This window comes from Pedobacter steynii (genome assembly GCF_900103665.1).
In the GTDB taxonomy this organism is placed as follows: domain Bacteria; phylum Bacteroidota; class Bacteroidia; order Sphingobacteriales; family Sphingobacteriaceae; genus Pedobacter; species Pedobacter steynii.
Genome location: NZ_FNGY01000005.1, coordinates 551654 through 568222 on the forward strand (window position 1 = coordinate 551654; position 16569 = coordinate 568222).

Annotated in this window: 17 protein-coding genes; 9 read left to right on the forward strand and 8 right to left on the reverse strand. The window is 40.6% G+C overall.

What is annotated here, in order from left to right:
• The first annotated feature begins 4 nt into the window (after positions 1–4).
• From galE to rfbB, 3 genes are all read left to right on the forward strand, one after another.
• Positions 5–1027: a UDP-glucose 4-epimerase GalE gene (gene galE, locus BLQ87_RS16750; RefSeq protein ID WP_074608882.1), complete on the forward strand. Its 1023-nt coding sequence runs from the start codon at positions 5–7 to the stop codon at positions 1025–1027.
• Positions 1028–1594 carry a hypothetical protein gene (locus tag BLQ87_RS16755; protein ID WP_074608884.1) on the forward strand — a complete coding sequence of 189 codons (567 nt, stop codon included), beginning with the start codon at positions 1028–1030 and terminating at the stop codon, positions 1592–1594.
• 108 nt (positions 1595–1702) lie between these two features.
• Positions 1703–2758 (forward strand): dTDP-glucose 4,6-dehydratase, encoded by a 1056-nt coding sequence (gene rfbB, locus BLQ87_RS16760; protein WP_074608886.1) that lies wholly within the window; start codon positions 1703–1705, stop codon positions 2756–2758.
• Positions 2759–2814: 56 nt separating this feature from the next.
• On the opposite strand, the gene BLQ87_RS16765 is transcribed toward rfbB, so the two are convergent.
• Both BLQ87_RS16765 and BLQ87_RS16770 read right to left on the reverse strand, forming a co-directional pair.
• Positions 2815–4047, reverse strand: coding sequence for an ABC transporter permease (locus tag BLQ87_RS16765; protein ID WP_074608888.1), 1233 nt, complete (start codon positions 4045–4047; stop codon positions 2815–2817).
• Positions 4048–4165: 118 nt separating this feature from the next.
• Entirely contained in the window at positions 4166–4519 is a 354-nt protein-coding gene (locus tag BLQ87_RS16770) for a HesB/IscA family protein (protein WP_074608891.1), read from the reverse strand.
• Between the two features lie 89 nt (positions 4520–4608).
• Here BLQ87_RS16770 and BLQ87_RS16775 point away from each other — a divergent pair, with 89 nt between their 5' ends.
• From BLQ87_RS16775 to dnaA, 3 genes are all read left to right on the forward strand, one after another.
• Positions 4609–5139: a DUF7935 family protein gene (locus tag BLQ87_RS16775; protein ID WP_074608894.1), complete on the forward strand. Its 531-nt coding sequence runs from the start codon at positions 4609–4611 to the stop codon at positions 5137–5139.
• Positions 5140–5141: 2 nt separating this feature from the next.
• Complete coding sequence (locus BLQ87_RS16780; RefSeq protein ID WP_074608896.1) at positions 5142–6689, forward strand: acyl-CoA mutase large subunit family protein; 1548 nt, start codon at positions 5142–5144, stop codon at positions 6687–6689.
• 194 nt (positions 6690–6883) lie between these two features.
• Positions 6884–8314 (forward strand): chromosomal replication initiator protein DnaA, encoded by a 1431-nt coding sequence (gene dnaA / locus BLQ87_RS16785; protein WP_074609032.1) that lies wholly within the window; start codon positions 6884–6886, stop codon positions 8312–8314.
• A gap of 72 nt (positions 8315–8386) precedes the next feature.
• Here the strand turns inward: dnaA and BLQ87_RS16790 are convergent, their stop codons facing one another.
• The 6 genes from BLQ87_RS16790 to BLQ87_RS16815 all read right to left on the reverse strand — a co-directional run bounded on the left by BLQ87_RS16790 (position 8387) and on the right by BLQ87_RS16815 (position 12079).
• On the reverse strand, positions 8387–8938 hold the full coding sequence (locus BLQ87_RS16790; protein ID WP_083361911.1) for an NUDIX hydrolase: 552 nt from the start codon (positions 8936–8938) through the stop codon (positions 8387–8389).
• A gap of 1 nt (position 8939) precedes the next feature.
• Complete coding sequence (locus tag BLQ87_RS16795) at positions 8940–9338, reverse strand: hypothetical protein (protein WP_074608899.1); 399 nt, start codon at positions 9336–9338, stop codon at positions 8940–8942.
• A gap of 5 nt (positions 9339–9343) precedes the next feature.
• Complete coding sequence (locus BLQ87_RS16800; protein WP_074608902.1) at positions 9344–10120, reverse strand: TPM domain-containing protein; 777 nt, start codon at positions 10118–10120, stop codon at positions 9344–9346.
• The gene (locus BLQ87_RS16805; protein WP_074608905.1) at positions 10117–10566 is read right to left on the reverse strand and encodes a TPM domain-containing protein; all 450 of its coding nucleotides are present in this window, start codon (positions 10564–10566) and stop codon (positions 10117–10119) included. The genes BLQ87_RS16800 and BLQ87_RS16805 overlap by 4 nt, the downstream gene beginning before the upstream one ends.
• An 80-nt stretch (positions 10567–10646) precedes the next feature.
• Positions 10647–11228, reverse strand: a complete 582-nt coding sequence (locus BLQ87_RS16810) for a LemA family protein (RefSeq protein ID WP_074608907.1) — start codon at positions 11226–11228, stop codon at positions 10647–10649.
• 284 nt (positions 11229–11512) lie between these two features.
• Positions 11513–12079, reverse strand: a complete 567-nt coding sequence (locus BLQ87_RS16815) for a hypothetical protein (RefSeq protein WP_143010461.1) — start codon at positions 12077–12079, stop codon at positions 11513–11515.
• 513 nt (positions 12080–12592) lie between these two features.
• Here BLQ87_RS16815 and BLQ87_RS16820 point away from each other — a divergent pair.
• The 3 genes from BLQ87_RS16820 to BLQ87_RS16830 are packed head-to-tail and all read left to right on the forward strand — an operon-like array spanning position 12593 to position 14998.
• Positions 12593–14134, forward strand: coding sequence for an NAD(P)/FAD-dependent oxidoreductase (locus tag BLQ87_RS16820; protein ID WP_074609039.1), 1542 nt, complete (start codon positions 12593–12595; stop codon positions 14132–14134).
• Between the two features lie 38 nt (positions 14135–14172).
• A complete protein-coding gene (locus tag BLQ87_RS16825) occupies positions 14173–14634 on the forward strand; it encodes a DinB family protein (protein WP_074608909.1) in 462 nt (153 codons plus the stop codon).
• Positions 14635–14638: 4 nt separating this feature from the next.
• Positions 14639–14998 carry a CoA-binding protein gene (locus tag BLQ87_RS16830; RefSeq protein ID WP_074608911.1) on the forward strand — a complete coding sequence of 120 codons (360 nt, stop codon included), beginning with the start codon at positions 14639–14641 and terminating at the stop codon, positions 14996–14998.
• The last annotated feature ends 1571 nt before the right edge of the window (positions 14999–16569 follow it).

A 16569-nucleotide genomic window follows, 5' to 3' on the forward strand; every position in this document is an offset into this window, starting at 1 on the left:
AAAAATGTCTAAAATACTAGTAACAGGTGGTACGGGATTTATCGGATCACATACCGTTGTAGAGCTCTACAACGCGGGATATGAAGTGGTGATTGTTGATGATTTTTCGAACTCTAACCCAAAAATTCTTAACCAGATAGAAGCCATCACAGGAAAGAAACCTGAATTTGTAGAACTTGATCTGTGTGATGAATTGAAAGTGAAAGAATTTGTAACTAAGCATACAGACATTAGCGGAGTGATTCATTTTGCAGCATTTAAGGCTGTAGGTGAGTCTGTACAGCAGCCATTAAAATATTACAGGAATAACTTTTATTCATTGATCAATATTATCAATGGTTTTGAGAGTAAAGTTAACCTGGTTTTCTCTTCTTCATGTACCGTATATGGTCAACCTGATGTTTTGCCGGTGACCGAAAGTGCTCCGGTAAAAAGGGCAGAATCTCCTTATGGAAATACCAAGCAGATTGCAGAAGAGATTTTGCAGGAAACCTGTGCGGTGACTCCAGAACTAAGGGTGACTTCCTTGCGTTATTTTAATCCGGTTGGTGCTCATCATACCGCTTTAATCGGTGAGTTGCCGATAGGAGTTCCACAAAACCTGGTTCCTTTTATTACACAGTCTGCCATCGGTAAACGTGGTCCGATTACGGTTTATGGAAATGATTATGATACTCCGGACGGCAGCGCAATCAGAGATTATATCCATGTTGTTGATCTGGCTAAAGCACATGTTGCAGCCATCAGAAGAATGGAAAGCGATCAGGCGGAATCTAATTATGAAGTCTTTAACTTAGGGACTGGTACAGGTTCTACAGTACTGCAGGTGATTGAAGCCTTTGAAAAAGCAACAGGAGAGAAATTAAGTTATACCATCGGCGCGAGAAGAGAAGGCGATATTGAAAAAGTTTGGGGAGATGTGACTAAATCAGCACGTGATTTAGGATGGAAAGCTGAACTGGATATCAATGTAATGATGTCTTCTGCATGGAACTGGGAAAAATATTTAAAAGATAACCCGTTTTAGATGTTACTAAGCGAGCATAAAGACCTTAAGCTGGAAATTAAGTCCCTTCCTGAAAAGGAAAAGGACAAGCTTTTGCTCAGGTTGATCGCAAAAGACAAGATCTTAACAGAACACCTGCATTTTAAATTGCTGGAGGATGAACAGGATTTAGTAGACAGGCAGGAAAAGTTAAGAGAAAGGATTGATCTGGAAATCGCCGAACTGTTGTCGAACAGGAAAATGAATTCCAAAGATGCTTTGCTAAAAATGAGAAAGCTGAATGGAAGCATTACCCATCATTTTAAGGTAACAAAAGACCTGAATACGGAGATTGAACTGAGAATTCATCTTTTTCAGACTGTTCCCATTGATTTCAATGAAGGGGTGTTTTCTCCGATGCATAAGTTCAATGAAAAGCTCATGATCTATTTTGCCAAATCTGTTCTTTCTGTATTTAATAAATATGAGAAAATGCATGAAGATATTCAGTTTGATCTGAAAGCCGGTTTTAATGAGGTGCTGAATAAGCTATATGTATATAGAACGGCCGCAGTAGCAGCCGAATTAGGGTTGCCTAAGGAAATTTAAAAATGTGATATCCATTGGGATGAAACCATCATAAGCATACGGCCGGAAAGAAGGCAATGAACAGGCTTATGATCGCTTCATAACCGATAAAAATCAAATTATATACTGATGAAAAAGAAAATATTGATTACGGGAGGAGCCGGGTTTATTGGTTCGCATGTGGTTCGTCGTTTCGTGAACAATTATCCGGAGTATGAAATCCTGAATCTTGACAAGTTAACTTATGCAGGGAATCTGGCCAATTTAACGGACATAGAGCATAAACCTAATTATCGTTTCGTAAAAGCAGACATTACAGATGCGCTTTCGATGAGCGAATTGTTTAAGCTGGAGAACTTTGATGCGGTTATTCACCTCGCAGCTGAATCACATGTAGACCGGTCGATCTCAGATCCTACAGCCTTTGTGATGACCAATGTAATTGGTACGGTAAATCTTTTAAACGCTGCCAGAGAACATTGGAAAGGTGCTTATGAGCAGAAGCGGTTCTATCATGTCTCTACAGATGAGGTATATGGTGCTTTAGGGGAAACAGGCATGTTTACGGAAACTACGGCCTATGATCCACATAGTCCATATTCGGCATCAAAAGCATCCTCAGATCACTTCGTTCGTGCTTATCATGATACTTATGGATTGGATGTGGTGATCTCGAACTGTTCTAATAATTACGGTTCTCATCATTTTCCAGAGAAATTAATCCCTCTGGCGATCAACAACATTAAGAATAACCAACCTGTTCCTGTTTATGGAAAAGGAGAGAATGTAAGGGACTGGCTTTGGGTGGAAGATCATGCAAGGGCAATAGACGTCATCTTTCATCAGGCAAAAACAGGAGAAACCTACAATATCGGAGGGCATAATGAGTGGAAAAATATCGACCTGATTCATTTGCTGTGCAAGATCATGGATCAGAAATTAGGTAGAACTCCCGGAGAATCAGCAAAACTGATCTCCTTCGTAACAGATAGGGCAGGGCACGATTTACGTTATGCCATTGATTCTTCTAAATTGCAAAAGGTATTGAACTGGGTTCCGAGCTTACAGTTTGAAGAAGGATTGGAAAAAACGGTAGAGTGGTACCTGGAGAATGAAGAATGGCTTTCTAACGTCACTTCAGGAAACTATCAGGCTTATTATGAAAATCAATACGAAGGCAGATAAGCTTTTGTAAATATTATAGAACGGGCATCTTTGGTAGCAAAGATGCCCGTTTTTTATTATTCGTACCGCAACGCCTCTACAGGATCCAGCTTGGATGCCTTTTTTGCCGGATAATATCCGGACATAATACCTACCAGGACGCAAAGTGCAAAACCACCGAAGATCCATACCCAGGGCACAATAAATGAACCACCCATGCTGAAGGAAATGATATTGCCTATTGCGATGCCCAGAAAGATTCCGAATGCTCCGCCCATCAGACAAATCATGACGGCTTCAATTAAAAACTGTTTTCTGATTACCGAAGGATTTGCGCCAATGGCTTTTCTGATTCCGATTTCCCGGGTCCGCTCGGTCACAGAAACGAGCATGATGTTCATTAAGCCAATAGAAGCCCCGATAAGAGTAATTCCTCCGATAGCAATTCCACCCAAGACCACATATTTCAAGTTTTCAAATAAAGACTGCGCAATGGCATCGCTTTTTGTGATCTCAAAATTATTGGGTTCTGTTATTTTGATCTTCCTGATGTTTCTGAATTCTGCTGTGGCTTCTCCGATAATGGTTTCCTGAAGGTCATTGGTAGGAACCATTACCGTAATGGTATAAGAAGGATTGGCATTGGAATTAATCAGCTTTGCTTTTTGCAGGGGAACGTATACCGCCCTGTCTCCGCTAAATCCCATACTTTGACCTTTAGAGGCCAGTAAGCCAATAACTTTAAGCCTGTTATTACCCACGTTGATGACTTTGTCCAATGGAGATTCCTTTTTGAATAACTTCTCACTCACTTCACTTCCAATGATACAGACATTGTTGCCCTGAAGGGTTTCTGCCTGGCTGAAATTTCGTCCCAATGTCAGTTGAAGGCCCTGAGAATTCAATCCGTTTTCATCAACGCCCTGTATGTTGATATTTGGATTGGTCTTTTCTGTTCCATATTTTATGGTAGAACCAAAACTGGCACTTACACTAATGGCTACAGTGGCAGGGGTATTCAGACGCGCTTTAAATGCAATGGCATCTTCATATCGGATATTTTTAAAAGGCTTGGGTCTTTTTCCGCCACCACCAATACGGATCCCTACTCCACGGTTTCTAATGGTAAAGGCGTTAGCGCCCATACTTGAAAAAGCTTCGGTCATACTTGTCTTAACCGCATCCAGCGTGGTTAAGATTCCTACTAAAGCAGATAAACCTATCGCAATGATCAATGCTGTCAGCATTGTACGTAATCTGTTACTCTTTATGGATTGGATGGCAATTCTTACGTTCTCTGTATAGGTCATTCTTTAGGAAATATAATGCTTTATAGGGTAAAAATAAAAAGTCCCGTTGTTAAGACAACGAGACCTCTTATAATGTTACAAAGGAACTCTAAATAAAGTTCATAGGAACGAATACTATCTATGCAGAGAAACTGGTTCCACAACCGCAGGTGCTAGCTGCATTTGGATTGTTGAATGTAAATCCTCTCGAATTTAAGCCATCCTGCCAATCTACCTGCATTCCCATTAAATACATTTGATGTGCTTTGTGCATAAATACCTTAATGCCATCAATGATATATTCCTGATCTCCTTCTTTTTTTTGATCGAAACCTAAAACATAACTCATTCCGGAGCAACCTCCACCTTCTACGCCAACACGCAGGCCGAAGTCTTCAGCGATTTCCTGTTGGTCTTTTAACTTAAAAAGTTCTTTCACAGCAGTTTCTGTAAAGGTAACCGGTGCAAATGCCGTATCAACTGTATTACTCATGTTATTTAAAATTAGGAAGAACAAATATAAATAAAATGTACATTTTTGTCGGTGTTATTCGCTAATTATTACGGTATTCAAACAAAGAAATGAACATAGAATCTTTATTAACCGAAACTGCGGCGCTGACGATCGCCGGAGTGCTAACCGTTTCTGTTGGTTATTACCTGATTAAAGATGATATTCAGACCTTTTTACGGTTGAAATCTGCAGGGAAGCCCGAGGATGGAAAGGCGCAGTTGTTGCCATTAAGGTTACAGGCACATGAGCGGTTGATCGTATTCATTGAACGCATTAACCCATCGAATTTATTTCTCCGCCTGCACCATCAGGGCATTGCTGTTAAAGATTTACAGTCTCTGGTCTTAAATGAAATCAGGGCAGAGTACCAGCACAACGTAACGCAGCAGCTTTATGTGAGCACGACCACCTGGAATGTGATCCGGAAGCTAAAGGATGATACTTTGGCGATGGTGACCAATGCGGCGAGAGACCTGCCGGAACATTCCACGGGAATAGACCTGAGTAAAAAAGTTTTGCAGCATATGGCTGGGATTGCAGATAATCCTTACGAATTAACCCTTGATCTAATTAAAAAGGATATTCATCAGTTATTTTAATTATGGAAGACAAAAAATTTACGACTACCTCTGGTATCGAAATCAAAGAAACATATACAAGTGCAAGGCCCGTTACAGAATTACCTGGTGAATTTCCTTATACCAGGGGGATTCAAAAGGACATGTACCGGGGGCGTTTATGGACAATGCGCCAATATGCAGGTTTTTCTACCGCAGAGGAATCTAATAAGCGCTATCATTATCTATTGAAACAGGGAACAATGGGCTTATCGGTCGCATTTGATCTTCCAACACAAATCGGATACGACTCTGATCATGAAATGTCCGAAGGTGAAGTCGGGAAAGTTGGGGTAGCGATCGATTCCTTAAGAGACATCGAAATATTATTTGATGGAATAGAGCTTCAAAAAATCACCACTTCGATGACGATCAATGCGACTGCGTCCATCTTGTTGGCGATGTATATTGCACTGGCCAGGAAGCAGGGGGCGGATATCAGACAGATTTCCGGCACTATCCAAAACGATATCCTGAAGGAATATGCGGCAAGGGGAACGTATATCTATCCCCCAAAGGCCTCGATGAGGATCATTACTGACATTTTTGAATATTGCAGCAAGGAGGTTCCCAAATGGAATACGATTTCCATCTCCGGATACCACATCCGGGAAGCGGGCTCTACGGCAGTGCAGGAGCTGGCATTTACGCTGGCAAATGGAAAAGCGTATTTAAATGCAGCTTTGGAAAAAGGATTGGACATCAATGTTTTTGCAAAACGCTTGTCGTTTTTCTTTAATTGTCATAACAATTTCTTTGAGGAGATTGCTAAATTCAGAGCGGCGAGAAGAATGTGGGCAAAAATTACTAAAGAATTAGGAGCCACTGATGAGAAGGCGCAGATGTTGCGTTTTCATACACAGACTGGTGGTTCTACACTTACTGCACAACAGCCCTTGAACAATGTAATCCGTGTGAGCAATCAGGCGATGGCTGCGGTACTTGGAGGAACACAGTCTTTGCATACCAATGGGTATGATGAAGCATTGTCCTTACCTACGGAAGCCGCTGCAAAAATAGCCTTGCGTACACAACAGGTGATCGCATTTGAAAGCGGGGTAACGGATACGGTTGATCCGCTTGCCGGATCTTATTTTGTGGAAAACCTGACGGACGAAATTGAAGCGGCCGCACAGTTGTATATCGATAAGATCGACGCCATGGGCGGTTCTGTAAATGCAATTGAAAACGGGTATATTCAGAATGAGATTGGCGATGCTGCTTACCAGTATCAGGTCGAGATAGAAGCGGGGACAAGGGTGATCGTTGGGGTGAATAAATTTACCCAGGAACAGGAAGGAATCAATGATGTTTTTACTATTGATGAATCCATCAGAACGATACAAACCGATAAGCTGAATAAGCTGAAATCTGAGCGGGATAATGTGGCTGTGGAAAAAGCTTTGAGCAATTTAAAGATTGCAGCAACGGGGACTGAAAACCTGATGCCCTATATTCTGGTCGCCGTAGAGGCTTATGCCAGTCTTGGAGAGATTGCAGATGTGTTGCGTTGCGTTTTTGGTGAGTATTAAAAAGAATGTTAAAAAATAGTTATCCACACAATAAATTCAGGTTAACTATGGTATGCTGCTGATGTTTAAGTACTTGCCAAATAAATTAAAATTAAGTTTTTTTTGTTGATAATTTTTTGAATATTCGATCTCTCGAAACAGCACGCATTTTGTGTTGTTCTCGTCGCAATCAACCAACAAATTATATTATGACAATGGAAAAAACTTGTACCGAAGTATGGAAAAACTGTCTCCAAATCATAAAGGATAATATACCGAATCAAAGTTTCAAAACCTGGTTCGAGCCAATATCCGCTCTCAAGTTGGATGGCAAAGTTTTAACGATACAGGTACCTAGTTTGTTTTTCTATGAATGGCTGGAAGAACACTATGTTGGTTTGTTGCGAAAGACGGTGAAAAAGCAGTTGGGGGATGAAGGAAGGTTGGAGTATAATATCGTGGTGGATAAATCCTCAAACAGTGGTTCTCCCTATACGACTAATATACCCAGCAATGGGAATGGAGCAGCAGCCAAATTTCAGTCCATGCCCATTCCGGTGTCCATAAATAAAGACATTAAAAATCCCTTCATCATTCCCGGATTAAAAAAACTCAACGTTGATCCTCAACTGAATTCTAATTATACTTTTGAAAATTATATTGAAGGGGATTGTAACCGTCTGGCGCGCTCTGCGGGCTACGCTGTTGCTGCTAAACCTGGTGGGACATCCTTTAATCCACTGATGATTTACGGTGGCGTAGGCTTGGGTAAAACGCATCTTGCACAGGCGATTGGAAATGAGATCAAAAGAAACATGCCCGATAAACTGGTCATTTATGTTTCCTGCGAAAAGTTCTGCCAGCAATTTGTCGATTCCTTAAAAAATAATACCATTAATGACTTTGTTAATTTTTATCAGGCAATGGATGTAATCATCATGGATGATGTTCATAATTTTGCGGGTAAAGAAAAGACCCAGGATATATTTTTCCATATTTTTAATCATTTACATCAATCTGGTAAGCAGGTGATTTTATCTTCCGACAAGGCGCCAAAGGACCTGGCCGGATTAGAAGAACGATTGTTGAGTCGTTTCAAATGGGGCTTATCTGCAGACCTGCAGATTCCGGATTTGGAAACAAGGATTGCTATCCTTAGAAAGAAAATGTACGCAGATGGGATTGAACTGCCTAATGAGGTGGTTGAATATGTAGCCCATAATATTGATAATAATGTACGTGAACTGGAAGGTGCAATGGTTTCACTATTGGCTCAGTCCACCTTAAACAAGAAAGATATAGACCTGAACCTGGCGAAACAGATGTTGAAAAACTTCATCAAAAATACCTCTAAAGAGATTTCAATGGAATACATCCAGAAGCTGGTTTGTGAATACTTTGAAGTTCCTGTTGATATGGTGAAATCACCAACACGGAAACGGGAGATTGTTCAGGCCAGGCAGATCTCCATGTATCTTTCAAAAAGCCATACCAAATCATCCTTGAAAACGATTGGTGCCTTTTTTGGAGGAAGAGATCACTCTACGGTCATTTATGCCTGCCAGACCGTGGAAGATCTGATTGATACCGATAAAAAATTTAAAGGCTACGTTCACGACATTCAAAAGAAATTAAAAATGAACTAGGGATCCCTGGATCATCAAACAAAAAGACCTGGTAAACTTTATTTACCAGGTCTTCTTATTTTAGACATAAATTTATTGAATGGCTTCCAGCTTTAATAATCCGTAGAATAACGCAGAAGCATGTAAAGACTGGTCAATTTTATTCTCCAGAAGGAGTTGTTTAACTTCTGCTATGCTATATTTTTCTACATTCAGAATCTCATGTTCATCCAAATGCTGTTCCTGAGTTTTAACACCTCCGGTTAACAGGTAAGTATAGGTGACATTATTAGCCGTTGCAGGATTGGGATAGAGGGTGGCAATAAGGGCTATCGTTTGAAAGGAATAGCCTGTTTCTTCTAATAGTTCTCTTCTGACCGCATCTTCAGGTTTTTCATCACCATCGATTACTCCACCTGGGATTTCAAGAGAAATGATATCTCCTGCATGTCGGTATTGACGAACCATAATGATTTCATTATCTGCGGTCAGTGCGACTGCATTTACCCAATTGGGATATTCCAGAACAAAATAATCATCTTTTACAATTCCATTTTGAAGGTCACAGGTGTCTACACGTAAGGTGGCCCATTGTTCTTTCACCAGGTATCTTGAGGAAAGTTTTTGCCATTTTAATATTTCCATGTTAGGAGTTAAGGTATTGCTGAACCTTTTTCTGCCGGTCCAGGTTGGTCATGCTCACGATGCGATGTTTTACTTCGAGCGTTTGATAAATCAGGTTGAGTTTTTCTGCCAGGGCTTCGTTTTTATCCGAAGGCTGAGAAGGATCAAATTCCGGATAGAGGAACTGACTCAGCATTTCCAGCTTTTCTGCCGGAAATGCGAAATCAGTAAGCAATGCTTCAAAATCATCATTCTGTTTTAAAAATAGCTGATCCTCTGTGATCCCAAAATCTTTTAATAAAGATTCACGGAATAAGTCTTCTGCTGCTTCCAGTTTTCCTTCCAGCTTTAGTCCCATAATACGGGCCAGTACCTGAGCTAGTTTTTGAATTTCTGCTGTTATTAGGTCTTTTCTATACATATGATTTACCAGCTACCGCTACTGCCACCACCACCAAAACTACCACCGCCGAAGCCACCAAAGCCTCCGCCGCCACTGCTGCTCCCACCACCCCAGCTTCCGCCACCGCCGGAGCTTCGTCCTCCGCCAAGTAGCATACTCCAGAAAAGTGCATCTGCAACACCGCGGCCGCCGATCACCTGGCCGCCTCCGCCACCACCACCACCTCTTTTAAGGACAATGATGACGACAACTACAATGATGATAATGATGAGTATTCCTGAAGCTCCGCCTCCGGAAGTACCCTTCTTGGGTTTATCATTCTTATATTCTCCTTTTGTATAGCGAATGATGGCATCGGTACCTGCTTCAAGTCCTGCGTAATAGTCGCCGGTTTTGAAATGAGGCTTAATGTCATTGTCTATGATTCTTCTTGCGTATAAATCAGGAAGCACACCTTCAACACCATATCCGGTTTGAATAGAGATCTTTCTGTCTCCTAAAGCGACAACAATCAATACACCATTGTTCTTGCCCTTGCTTCCAACGCCCCATTTTCTACCCAGCTCAAGTGCATATTCACCAATATCGTAATCGCCAACTGATTTCAATATAGCGATGGCGATCTGTGTAGAACTGGAGTCGTCAAAGGCAACCAGTTTTTGCTCTAATTGCTGCATTTGACCAGCACTTAGCGTTCCGGTATAATCATTAACGAGTTTGTTGGGTTTCTCAGGGAACTCCTGTGCAAATCCAATGGTAGAAATTAAGGTAAAGAGTAAAGCGATGATGGATTGTCTCATGGCTTTGCCGCTTTATATTGGTCCATAAAAATGATCTCATTAGGTAGTTCATTGATGTCTCCGCCTTGAAAGGGGAAGAATGAAGCTAGTTTTTCACCAGCCAGGACGATGCCTGCAATGATTCCCTGAACCAGATTTCCACCCGAAAAATGTGCTTTCATGGCCACTTTTGTCGTTTCCCAGAAATCAGCAGGAACTACTTTATTGATGCCACTATCTCCAATGATGGCGAATTTATGGTCCATATAGGCAAGGTAGATCAGTACTCCGTTATGTTTTGCCGTCTTTTCCATTCCGAGTTTTGAGAAATAGGAGGTCGCTTTTTCAAATGCGTCGCCTTCGCAGTATTTGTCTACTGCAATTCTAATTTCGCCGGAAGTTGCTTTTTCAGCTTCTGAAATTGCGTTGGCGATTAATTCTTGTTCTTGTTCTGTGAATATTCCCATGATAGGATTACTTGATAAAGATAAGGGTAATACATGTTGTTATTTAAACACGCATTACCCTTAAATGTTGTTATGGTCTACTAGAATTCTACTTTTGGAGCCTTTTCTGAGCCAGCTTCAGCTTTGAAACCTGCTTTTTGACTAAAGCCAAACAAACCGGCAGTAATATTATTCGGGAAAGACCTCACTTTAGTATTATATACCTGTACTGATTCGTTGAAATCTTTACGAGCTACTCCAATTCTGTTTTCTGTTCCGGCAAGTTCCGCAGAAACATCTCTGAATTGCTCTGTAGCCTTTAATTCAGGATAATTTTCAGTTACCATTAGTAAACGTCCCAATGCCTGACTTATCTGTCCTTGTGCAGCCTGGTATTTTTCGATATTCTCAGGAGTCAGTTTATCAGGGTCAATGGTTACCTGTGTTGCTTTAGCGCGTGCTTCTGTAACCTGAGTTAAAGTAGACTGCTCAAATTTCGCAGCACCTTTTACCGTATTTACCAGATTGGGGATTAAATCTGCACGTCTTTGATATTGAGTTTCCACTTGATTCCATTTTGCTTTAACATCTTCATCTAATTTCACTAAACCGTTGTATCCACATCCGCTGATGGCTACAAATACAACTAAGATGGCAACTATTGCTAATACTGTTTTTTTCATAATTTCTGTTTTTAATTGAACTGAAGTTGGCTTGCTGCTTATCTCAGTTTTTAAGTTCTGTTTTTCTAAGTGTTAATTTACACATTAGAACTCAATTTCCGTTCCTTTGTTACGAATACCGATAAAAACATGACAGGTTTTTACGAAAAGGCACAAAAAAACTGCTTTTTTGTGATAAACAGCCCTTTTGTCAGTTGCCGAAAGCGCCTGATGAGCAGTCGGTGCTCACACAAAAAAAGGATCCAGACCACGTCTGAATCCTTTTAAGCATGCTTCGTTTGGTGCTAGTTACAATCGAGGCATCTCCATTCTACGATACCATCGCCGGAGCCGAAGCGCCACATGGTATATTTTTCAATATCAATAAGGAAATTAAGCCCATTCTGTCTGGCGTTGACCGTACAGCAATTGTCTTCACAATCATCATCAGAACACCTGTCGTAGACTTTAGCATCAATTGTCTTGTTTCCTTGTCTTATTCTAAGTGTTTTTAACTTGTATTTCGCTGCATCTTTAGAGTGGATGGAGATGATGTTGTTGGCTTTTACCCAGCTTTCTGGTTTAACCCCCGATACAAAGGCAAATTGTCCGGCCCAAAGGCAACCATTGTACTCTATACATTCCGGACTGCCTGGATCAGGGTAGGATTCGTAATTCGTTAGATTAGCTTTGTTCCATACTTCCGCTGTGGCAGACACATTTGAGTTCGCCGCTTTCTTTGCGGCTGCTTCCGGTGTTTCAGGACCCGCAGGATCTGAGTTTTGTTTACATGATGTTGCCAGAAGCATTGCTGTCATGACGATGAAAAGCATCTTTGCTTTTACATAGATTTGGTTTTTGTAAGTTTTCATAAATTTTGTTTTGGGATGATTAATTCTATGTTTATTATTTATTTAGCACTTTTAATAAACATATTTAAATATACCAATAATTCAGTTTCATGAATCCTGCTTACCTCCCTAAGGTTTGGCTAAGTTATTTTAAATCAGCTTGGTTATCTCTCCGTAAAATGAATTTTTTTCGATAAAAAGGATGTCGGATTTAGAGGGCTTACTTTGGAGGATAAACCATGGAAATGACTTGTAAAAATGGTGTTACATAGCGGGATGGCCGATTTTTAAAATCAACTCCTGCCTCGATGATTTGAAGTATAGCTAAAATTTTTCTCCTCTAAATTTGTTTTTCTTGAATTTCAGGCAGTCTGTTTATAGGATAATATGAGAGGTATTTATGCCAATATGGTAGAGAACTTTGTGATCCCCGATCGCATTTAGCCTTCTATTTTTCAGGGGCATGGGCTTTTAGAATCCTTGGGAGATTTCTGTACCTTTGCTGCGGTTCAGGATAAATACCTGACATATTTTATGCAAAAAGAAATAGAAATTACGCTTGCTCCGGAAGATGTTGGGGAGGAAGCTCAGCTCAAAAACAGTCTTTCTCAGGCTTTAAATGTCGATATCTCTAAAATTAGGGGATATAAAATCCTTAAAAGATCCATTGATGCCCGTTCCAGAAAGGTGATTTATCGTTTGCAGGTCAGGGCTTTTATTGAAGAGGAGCCGGTGACCGAAGTTTTCGCGGTAAATTATCCAAATGTCAGTAATAATAAACATGTAATCATTGTAGGCGCCGGACCAGCAGGTTTATTTGCTGCATTGCAGTGTATCGAAAACGGACTGAAGCCGATTGTTTTGGAACGTGGTAAAGATGTGAAGCAACGGAGACGCGATTTGGCAGCGATCAATAAAGAAGGTATCGTAAATACGGAGTCTAACTATTGTTATGGTGAAGGCGGGGCAGGAACTTATTCTGACGGCAAGCTTTATACCCGCTCTAATAAACGTGGCGATATCAATAAGGTATTGCAGATCTTTGTGGAGCATGGCGCCACTGATGATATATTGGTGGATGCAAGGCCTCATATCGGGACGAATAAACTTCCGCATATCATCACTGCCATCAGGGAGCGTATCCTGAATGCAGGCGGAGAGGTTCGTTTTGATCAAAAGGTAACCGATATCCTGGTTGACTTTGGGAAAATTAAAGGAGTTCTGGTGAATGGGCATGAGCAGCTATTGGCTGATGCAGTGATTCTGGCAACGGGGCACTCTGCAAGAGATATTTATGAATTGTTACACCAAAAGAATATTCTGGTTGAAGCCAAGCCTTTTGCATTAGGAGTGAGAATTGAACACCCACAAGCGATTATTGATGCGGCGCAATACCATTGTGACATTAGAAGCGAATTCCTGCCCCCTGCTTATTATAGTTTGGTGGAGCAGGTGGGGAGCAGAGGCGTGTTTTCTTTTTGTATGTGTCCCGGTGGGATTATTGCTCCTTGCGCGACTTATGAAAATGAGATTGTGGTGAATGGTTGGTCTCCTTCCAAAAGGAATAATCCATTTGCTAATTCCGGAACTGTCGTGCAGATCACGCTGGAAGATGTAAAGGGAGATGATCCTTTAAGAATGATGCATTTTCAGGCAGAGATCGAAAAGACTGCATTCCAGCTCGGAGGAGGAAACCTGGTGGCACCCGGACAACGGATGGTGGATTTTGTAGAAAATAGAATTTCAGCTGACTTGCCTAAGAATTCTTACTTGCCAGGTACAAAAAGTGTAATGCTTAAGGAAACACTTCCGGATTTTGTAGCGTCGAGTTTAAGGAATGCATTGCCACTTTTTGGGAAAAAGATGAGAGGTTATTACACCAATGAGGCTATTCTTGTAGGTGTGGAAAGCAGAAGTTCATCGCCTGTGCGTATTCCAAGAGATAAAGAGACTTTTCAACATCCTCAAATATCAGGGCTATTTCCCTGTGCGGAAGGAGCAGGTTATGCAGGTGGAATTGTTTCTGCGGCAATTGACGGGGTAAACTGTGCAAATGCAGTCTTAAAATACATTTAATAGAAACAGATTTAAAATTGAGTTGTTTATAATGCAGAATGATTGATTTTGCTAACGAATTAAGAAAAGCATATTCTGGTGATGCCTGGCACGGCAATAATATATCAACGGTTATTGCCGTAGTAAAAGTAGGGCAGGCCTTTGCGCATCCAATCCCCGGCGCACATTCTATTGCTGAATTAGTGTTGCACCTGAGTTCCTGGACGGAGGAGGTAATTTCCAGGTTATCCGGGAACCTGCCTAAAGAGCCATCAAAGGGGGATTGGCCAGCGCCATTGGGGCAAACCGAAACACACTGGAAAGCTATCCTGACTGATTTTAATCGGGTAAACGAGGATTTACTGATTTTAGTGGCTCAATTTTCTGAAGAACAATGGTCCGCTAAATTGTTTACCGGACCGATACCAATAACGACGTTGAGTCATTTTGAACTGTTAAACGGTTTAATTCAGCATCATGCTTATCATGGAGGGCAAATCGCCTTACTATCGAAATTTTAAAATTATGAGTAATACCTTAATTATAGGGGCTTCCCCGAATCCAATGCGTTATGCTTATAAGGCTGCCCATATGTTAAAAGCTAAAGGGCACGACATTATAAATGTAGGAATAAAGAAAGGTGAGGTTGCAGGAGTGGTGATCGAACAGCCGGGACTGCCGTATAATGATATAGATACCATTACCTTATATGTAGGAGAGGAGATACAGCATTTGTATTATGATTATATTCTTGAGACAAAACCCAGGAGGGTAATTTTTAATCCAGGAACAGAAAACCCGGAACTGGAAGCGCTACTGAATAATAATGGCATAGAACCGGTAGAGGCTTGCACTTTGGTTTTATTGGCTACAGGGCAATATTAAATTTCCAGCCTAGGCATAGGATTTCATTTTATTTTTTATGGTGAACTGGACTTGTTGTACAGGCTTGTCGAGATGTAGTTGTTGTCTTTTCGTGAGCTGATTTTGCCTGGCCGGAAGCCAAGTCAGGACTGGTTTGGAACAACGAGCAGTCAAGGCGGGATCAGCCGCGGATAGAACAGGGATCAAACACGGAATTTGTCCCTGTTCTATCCGTGTTCTATCCCTGTTTGATCCCTGTTCTATCCGCGTTTTATTCGAAGCAATTTTCAGCCTGTTTGGCGTTCGTTTTTAATATAGTTCGTCCTGGTCTGACTATACAATCTTTACTATTTTTAAAAAACTTCCTACTGTAACCTTTGTTTAGGAACAGAGAGCCAGCTCTGGTAATAGATTTATCCTGCTTTGTCCCGATTTAAGTTAATCTAAAGGGGTATTAAAATTAAGGATGCCTATGTAGTTTGTTTGCCTCTTCTTTGTCTTGTATCTTTATATTGCAAGATCCTTCTTAATGCATTCCTGATTTGTCTTGATGGCGTATTCGATTCAGACCTTTAATTGTTTATACTAGATTCATTTGTATTCCATTTGGGATGAGTTGTTACTTTTCCGGATGGTTAGTGTAGCGATTAATTTCACTAATCAGATTGGCTTTGCTGATCTGAATGCGCCTGTTAAAAGTGTAATCGTGCTTTTGAATCCAAAAAAACGTTAAAATCCATTATAATTTGTCGGACAGTGCAACGGTAATCTTGAATGGAGCAACACTGGAAGGAATGAAAAAGTAGGATTTCTGATATAATCCGGATTAAGAAGGATTGGGCCTGCAAGTTTTGCAGGGCTTTTTTGCAGGGCTTTTTTGTGGAATAGACATATTGTATGCTCTTTCCAGTTTTTATATCATGGGATCGCTTCTCTATATAATATATATAGGTTGATTGTGGGCTGTCCCTTGTTTTATAGGTCGTATAAATAGATTGATTTGTATCCTAATCCTCGTTTTATTGACTGCTTGTGGTTGATTGTGGGTTGGTGTACATCTTATATTAAGTCTGTTTGATGTTTTTCTTGTTGTAAATCATGTGGTTAGGGTGATGATACAATTATAATGGTTGAATTGTTTTGAGAACGGTTAAATTTTCCTACTTTTGCATCCCGCTTCGGAGGAAGAGAAAGATTGAGATTGATACAGAGAGAAGGATTTGAAAGATTGCAGTAGAGATATGTCAGAAGTTGTTTTGACCGGTTTAGTTACCAAATAAAACAATTAAAAAAGTTTAATAAAAAGCTTGACAATACCAAAAAGATTTCTACCTTTGCAGTCCCAACAAAAACGGGGGTTACCAAACGGAGTTTGATAACAAAAACAAAAAGACTGAAACGATCAGGAGTTTGAAACTGAAACCAGGAACATTAAGACCTGGAAGAAACAGAAAGCGAAAGATTGCAACATAAAAGAAGATCCGTGAGGTGATTCGCAAAGTTCATTAAAGAGATGTCATTTATAGCGTAGCGAGGTAAGATAGTACCGTTTCAAAGTACATGAAAACCAAAGCTATTTTTTCAAGTCAGAA

Coding starts and splice junctions, on each gene's coding strand:
- dnaA (WP_074609032.1), top strand. CDS start 6,884: ATGGAAAAAACTTGTACCGAAGTATGGAAAAACTGTCTCCAAATCATA.
- BLQ87_RS16830 (WP_074608911.1), top strand. CDS start 14,639: ATGAGTAATACCTTAATTATAGGGGCTTCCCCGAATCCAATGCGTTAT.
- BLQ87_RS16790 (WP_083361911.1), bottom strand. CDS start 8,938: ATGGAAATATTAAAATGGCAAAAACTTTCCTCAAGATACCTGGTGAAA.
- rfbB (WP_074608886.1), top strand. CDS start 1,703: ATGAAAAAGAAAATATTGATTACGGGAGGAGCCGGGTTTATTGGTTCG.
- BLQ87_RS16795 (WP_074608899.1), bottom strand. CDS start 9,338: ATGTATAGAAAAGACCTAATAACAGCAGAAATTCAAAAACTAGCTCAG.
- BLQ87_RS16770 (WP_074608891.1), bottom strand. CDS start 4,519: ATGAGTAATACAGTTGATACGGCATTTGCACCGGTTACCTTTACAGAA.
- BLQ87_RS16765 (WP_074608888.1), bottom strand. CDS start 4,047: ATGACCTATACAGAGAACGTAAGAATTGCCATCCAATCCATAAAGAGT.
- BLQ87_RS16780 (WP_074608896.1), top strand. CDS start 5,142: ATGGAAGACAAAAAATTTACGACTACCTCTGGTATCGAAATCAAAGAA.
- BLQ87_RS16825 (WP_074608909.1), top strand. CDS start 14,173: ATGATTGATTTTGCTAACGAATTAAGAAAAGCATATTCTGGTGATGCC.
- BLQ87_RS16775 (WP_074608894.1), top strand. CDS start 4,609: ATGAACATAGAATCTTTATTAACCGAAACTGCGGCGCTGACGATCGCC.
- BLQ87_RS16755 (WP_074608884.1), top strand. CDS start 1,028: ATGTTACTAAGCGAGCATAAAGACCTTAAGCTGGAAATTAAGTCCCTT.
- BLQ87_RS16815 (WP_143010461.1), bottom strand. CDS start 12,079: ATGAAAACTTACAAAAACCAAATCTATGTAAAAGCAAAGATGCTTTTC.
- BLQ87_RS16800 (WP_074608902.1), bottom strand. CDS start 10,120: ATGAGACAATCCATCATCGCTTTACTCTTTACCTTAATTTCTACCATT.
- BLQ87_RS16805 (WP_074608905.1), bottom strand. CDS start 10,566: ATGGGAATATTCACAGAACAAGAACAAGAATTAATCGCCAACGCAATT.
- galE (WP_074608882.1), top strand. CDS start 5: ATGTCTAAAATACTAGTAACAGGTGGTACGGGATTTATCGGATCACAT.
- BLQ87_RS16820 (WP_074609039.1), top strand. CDS start 12,593: ATGCAAAAAGAAATAGAAATTACGCTTGCTCCGGAAGATGTTGGGGAG.
- BLQ87_RS16810 (WP_074608907.1), bottom strand. CDS start 11,228: ATGAAAAAAACAGTATTAGCAATAGTTGCCATCTTAGTTGTATTTGTA.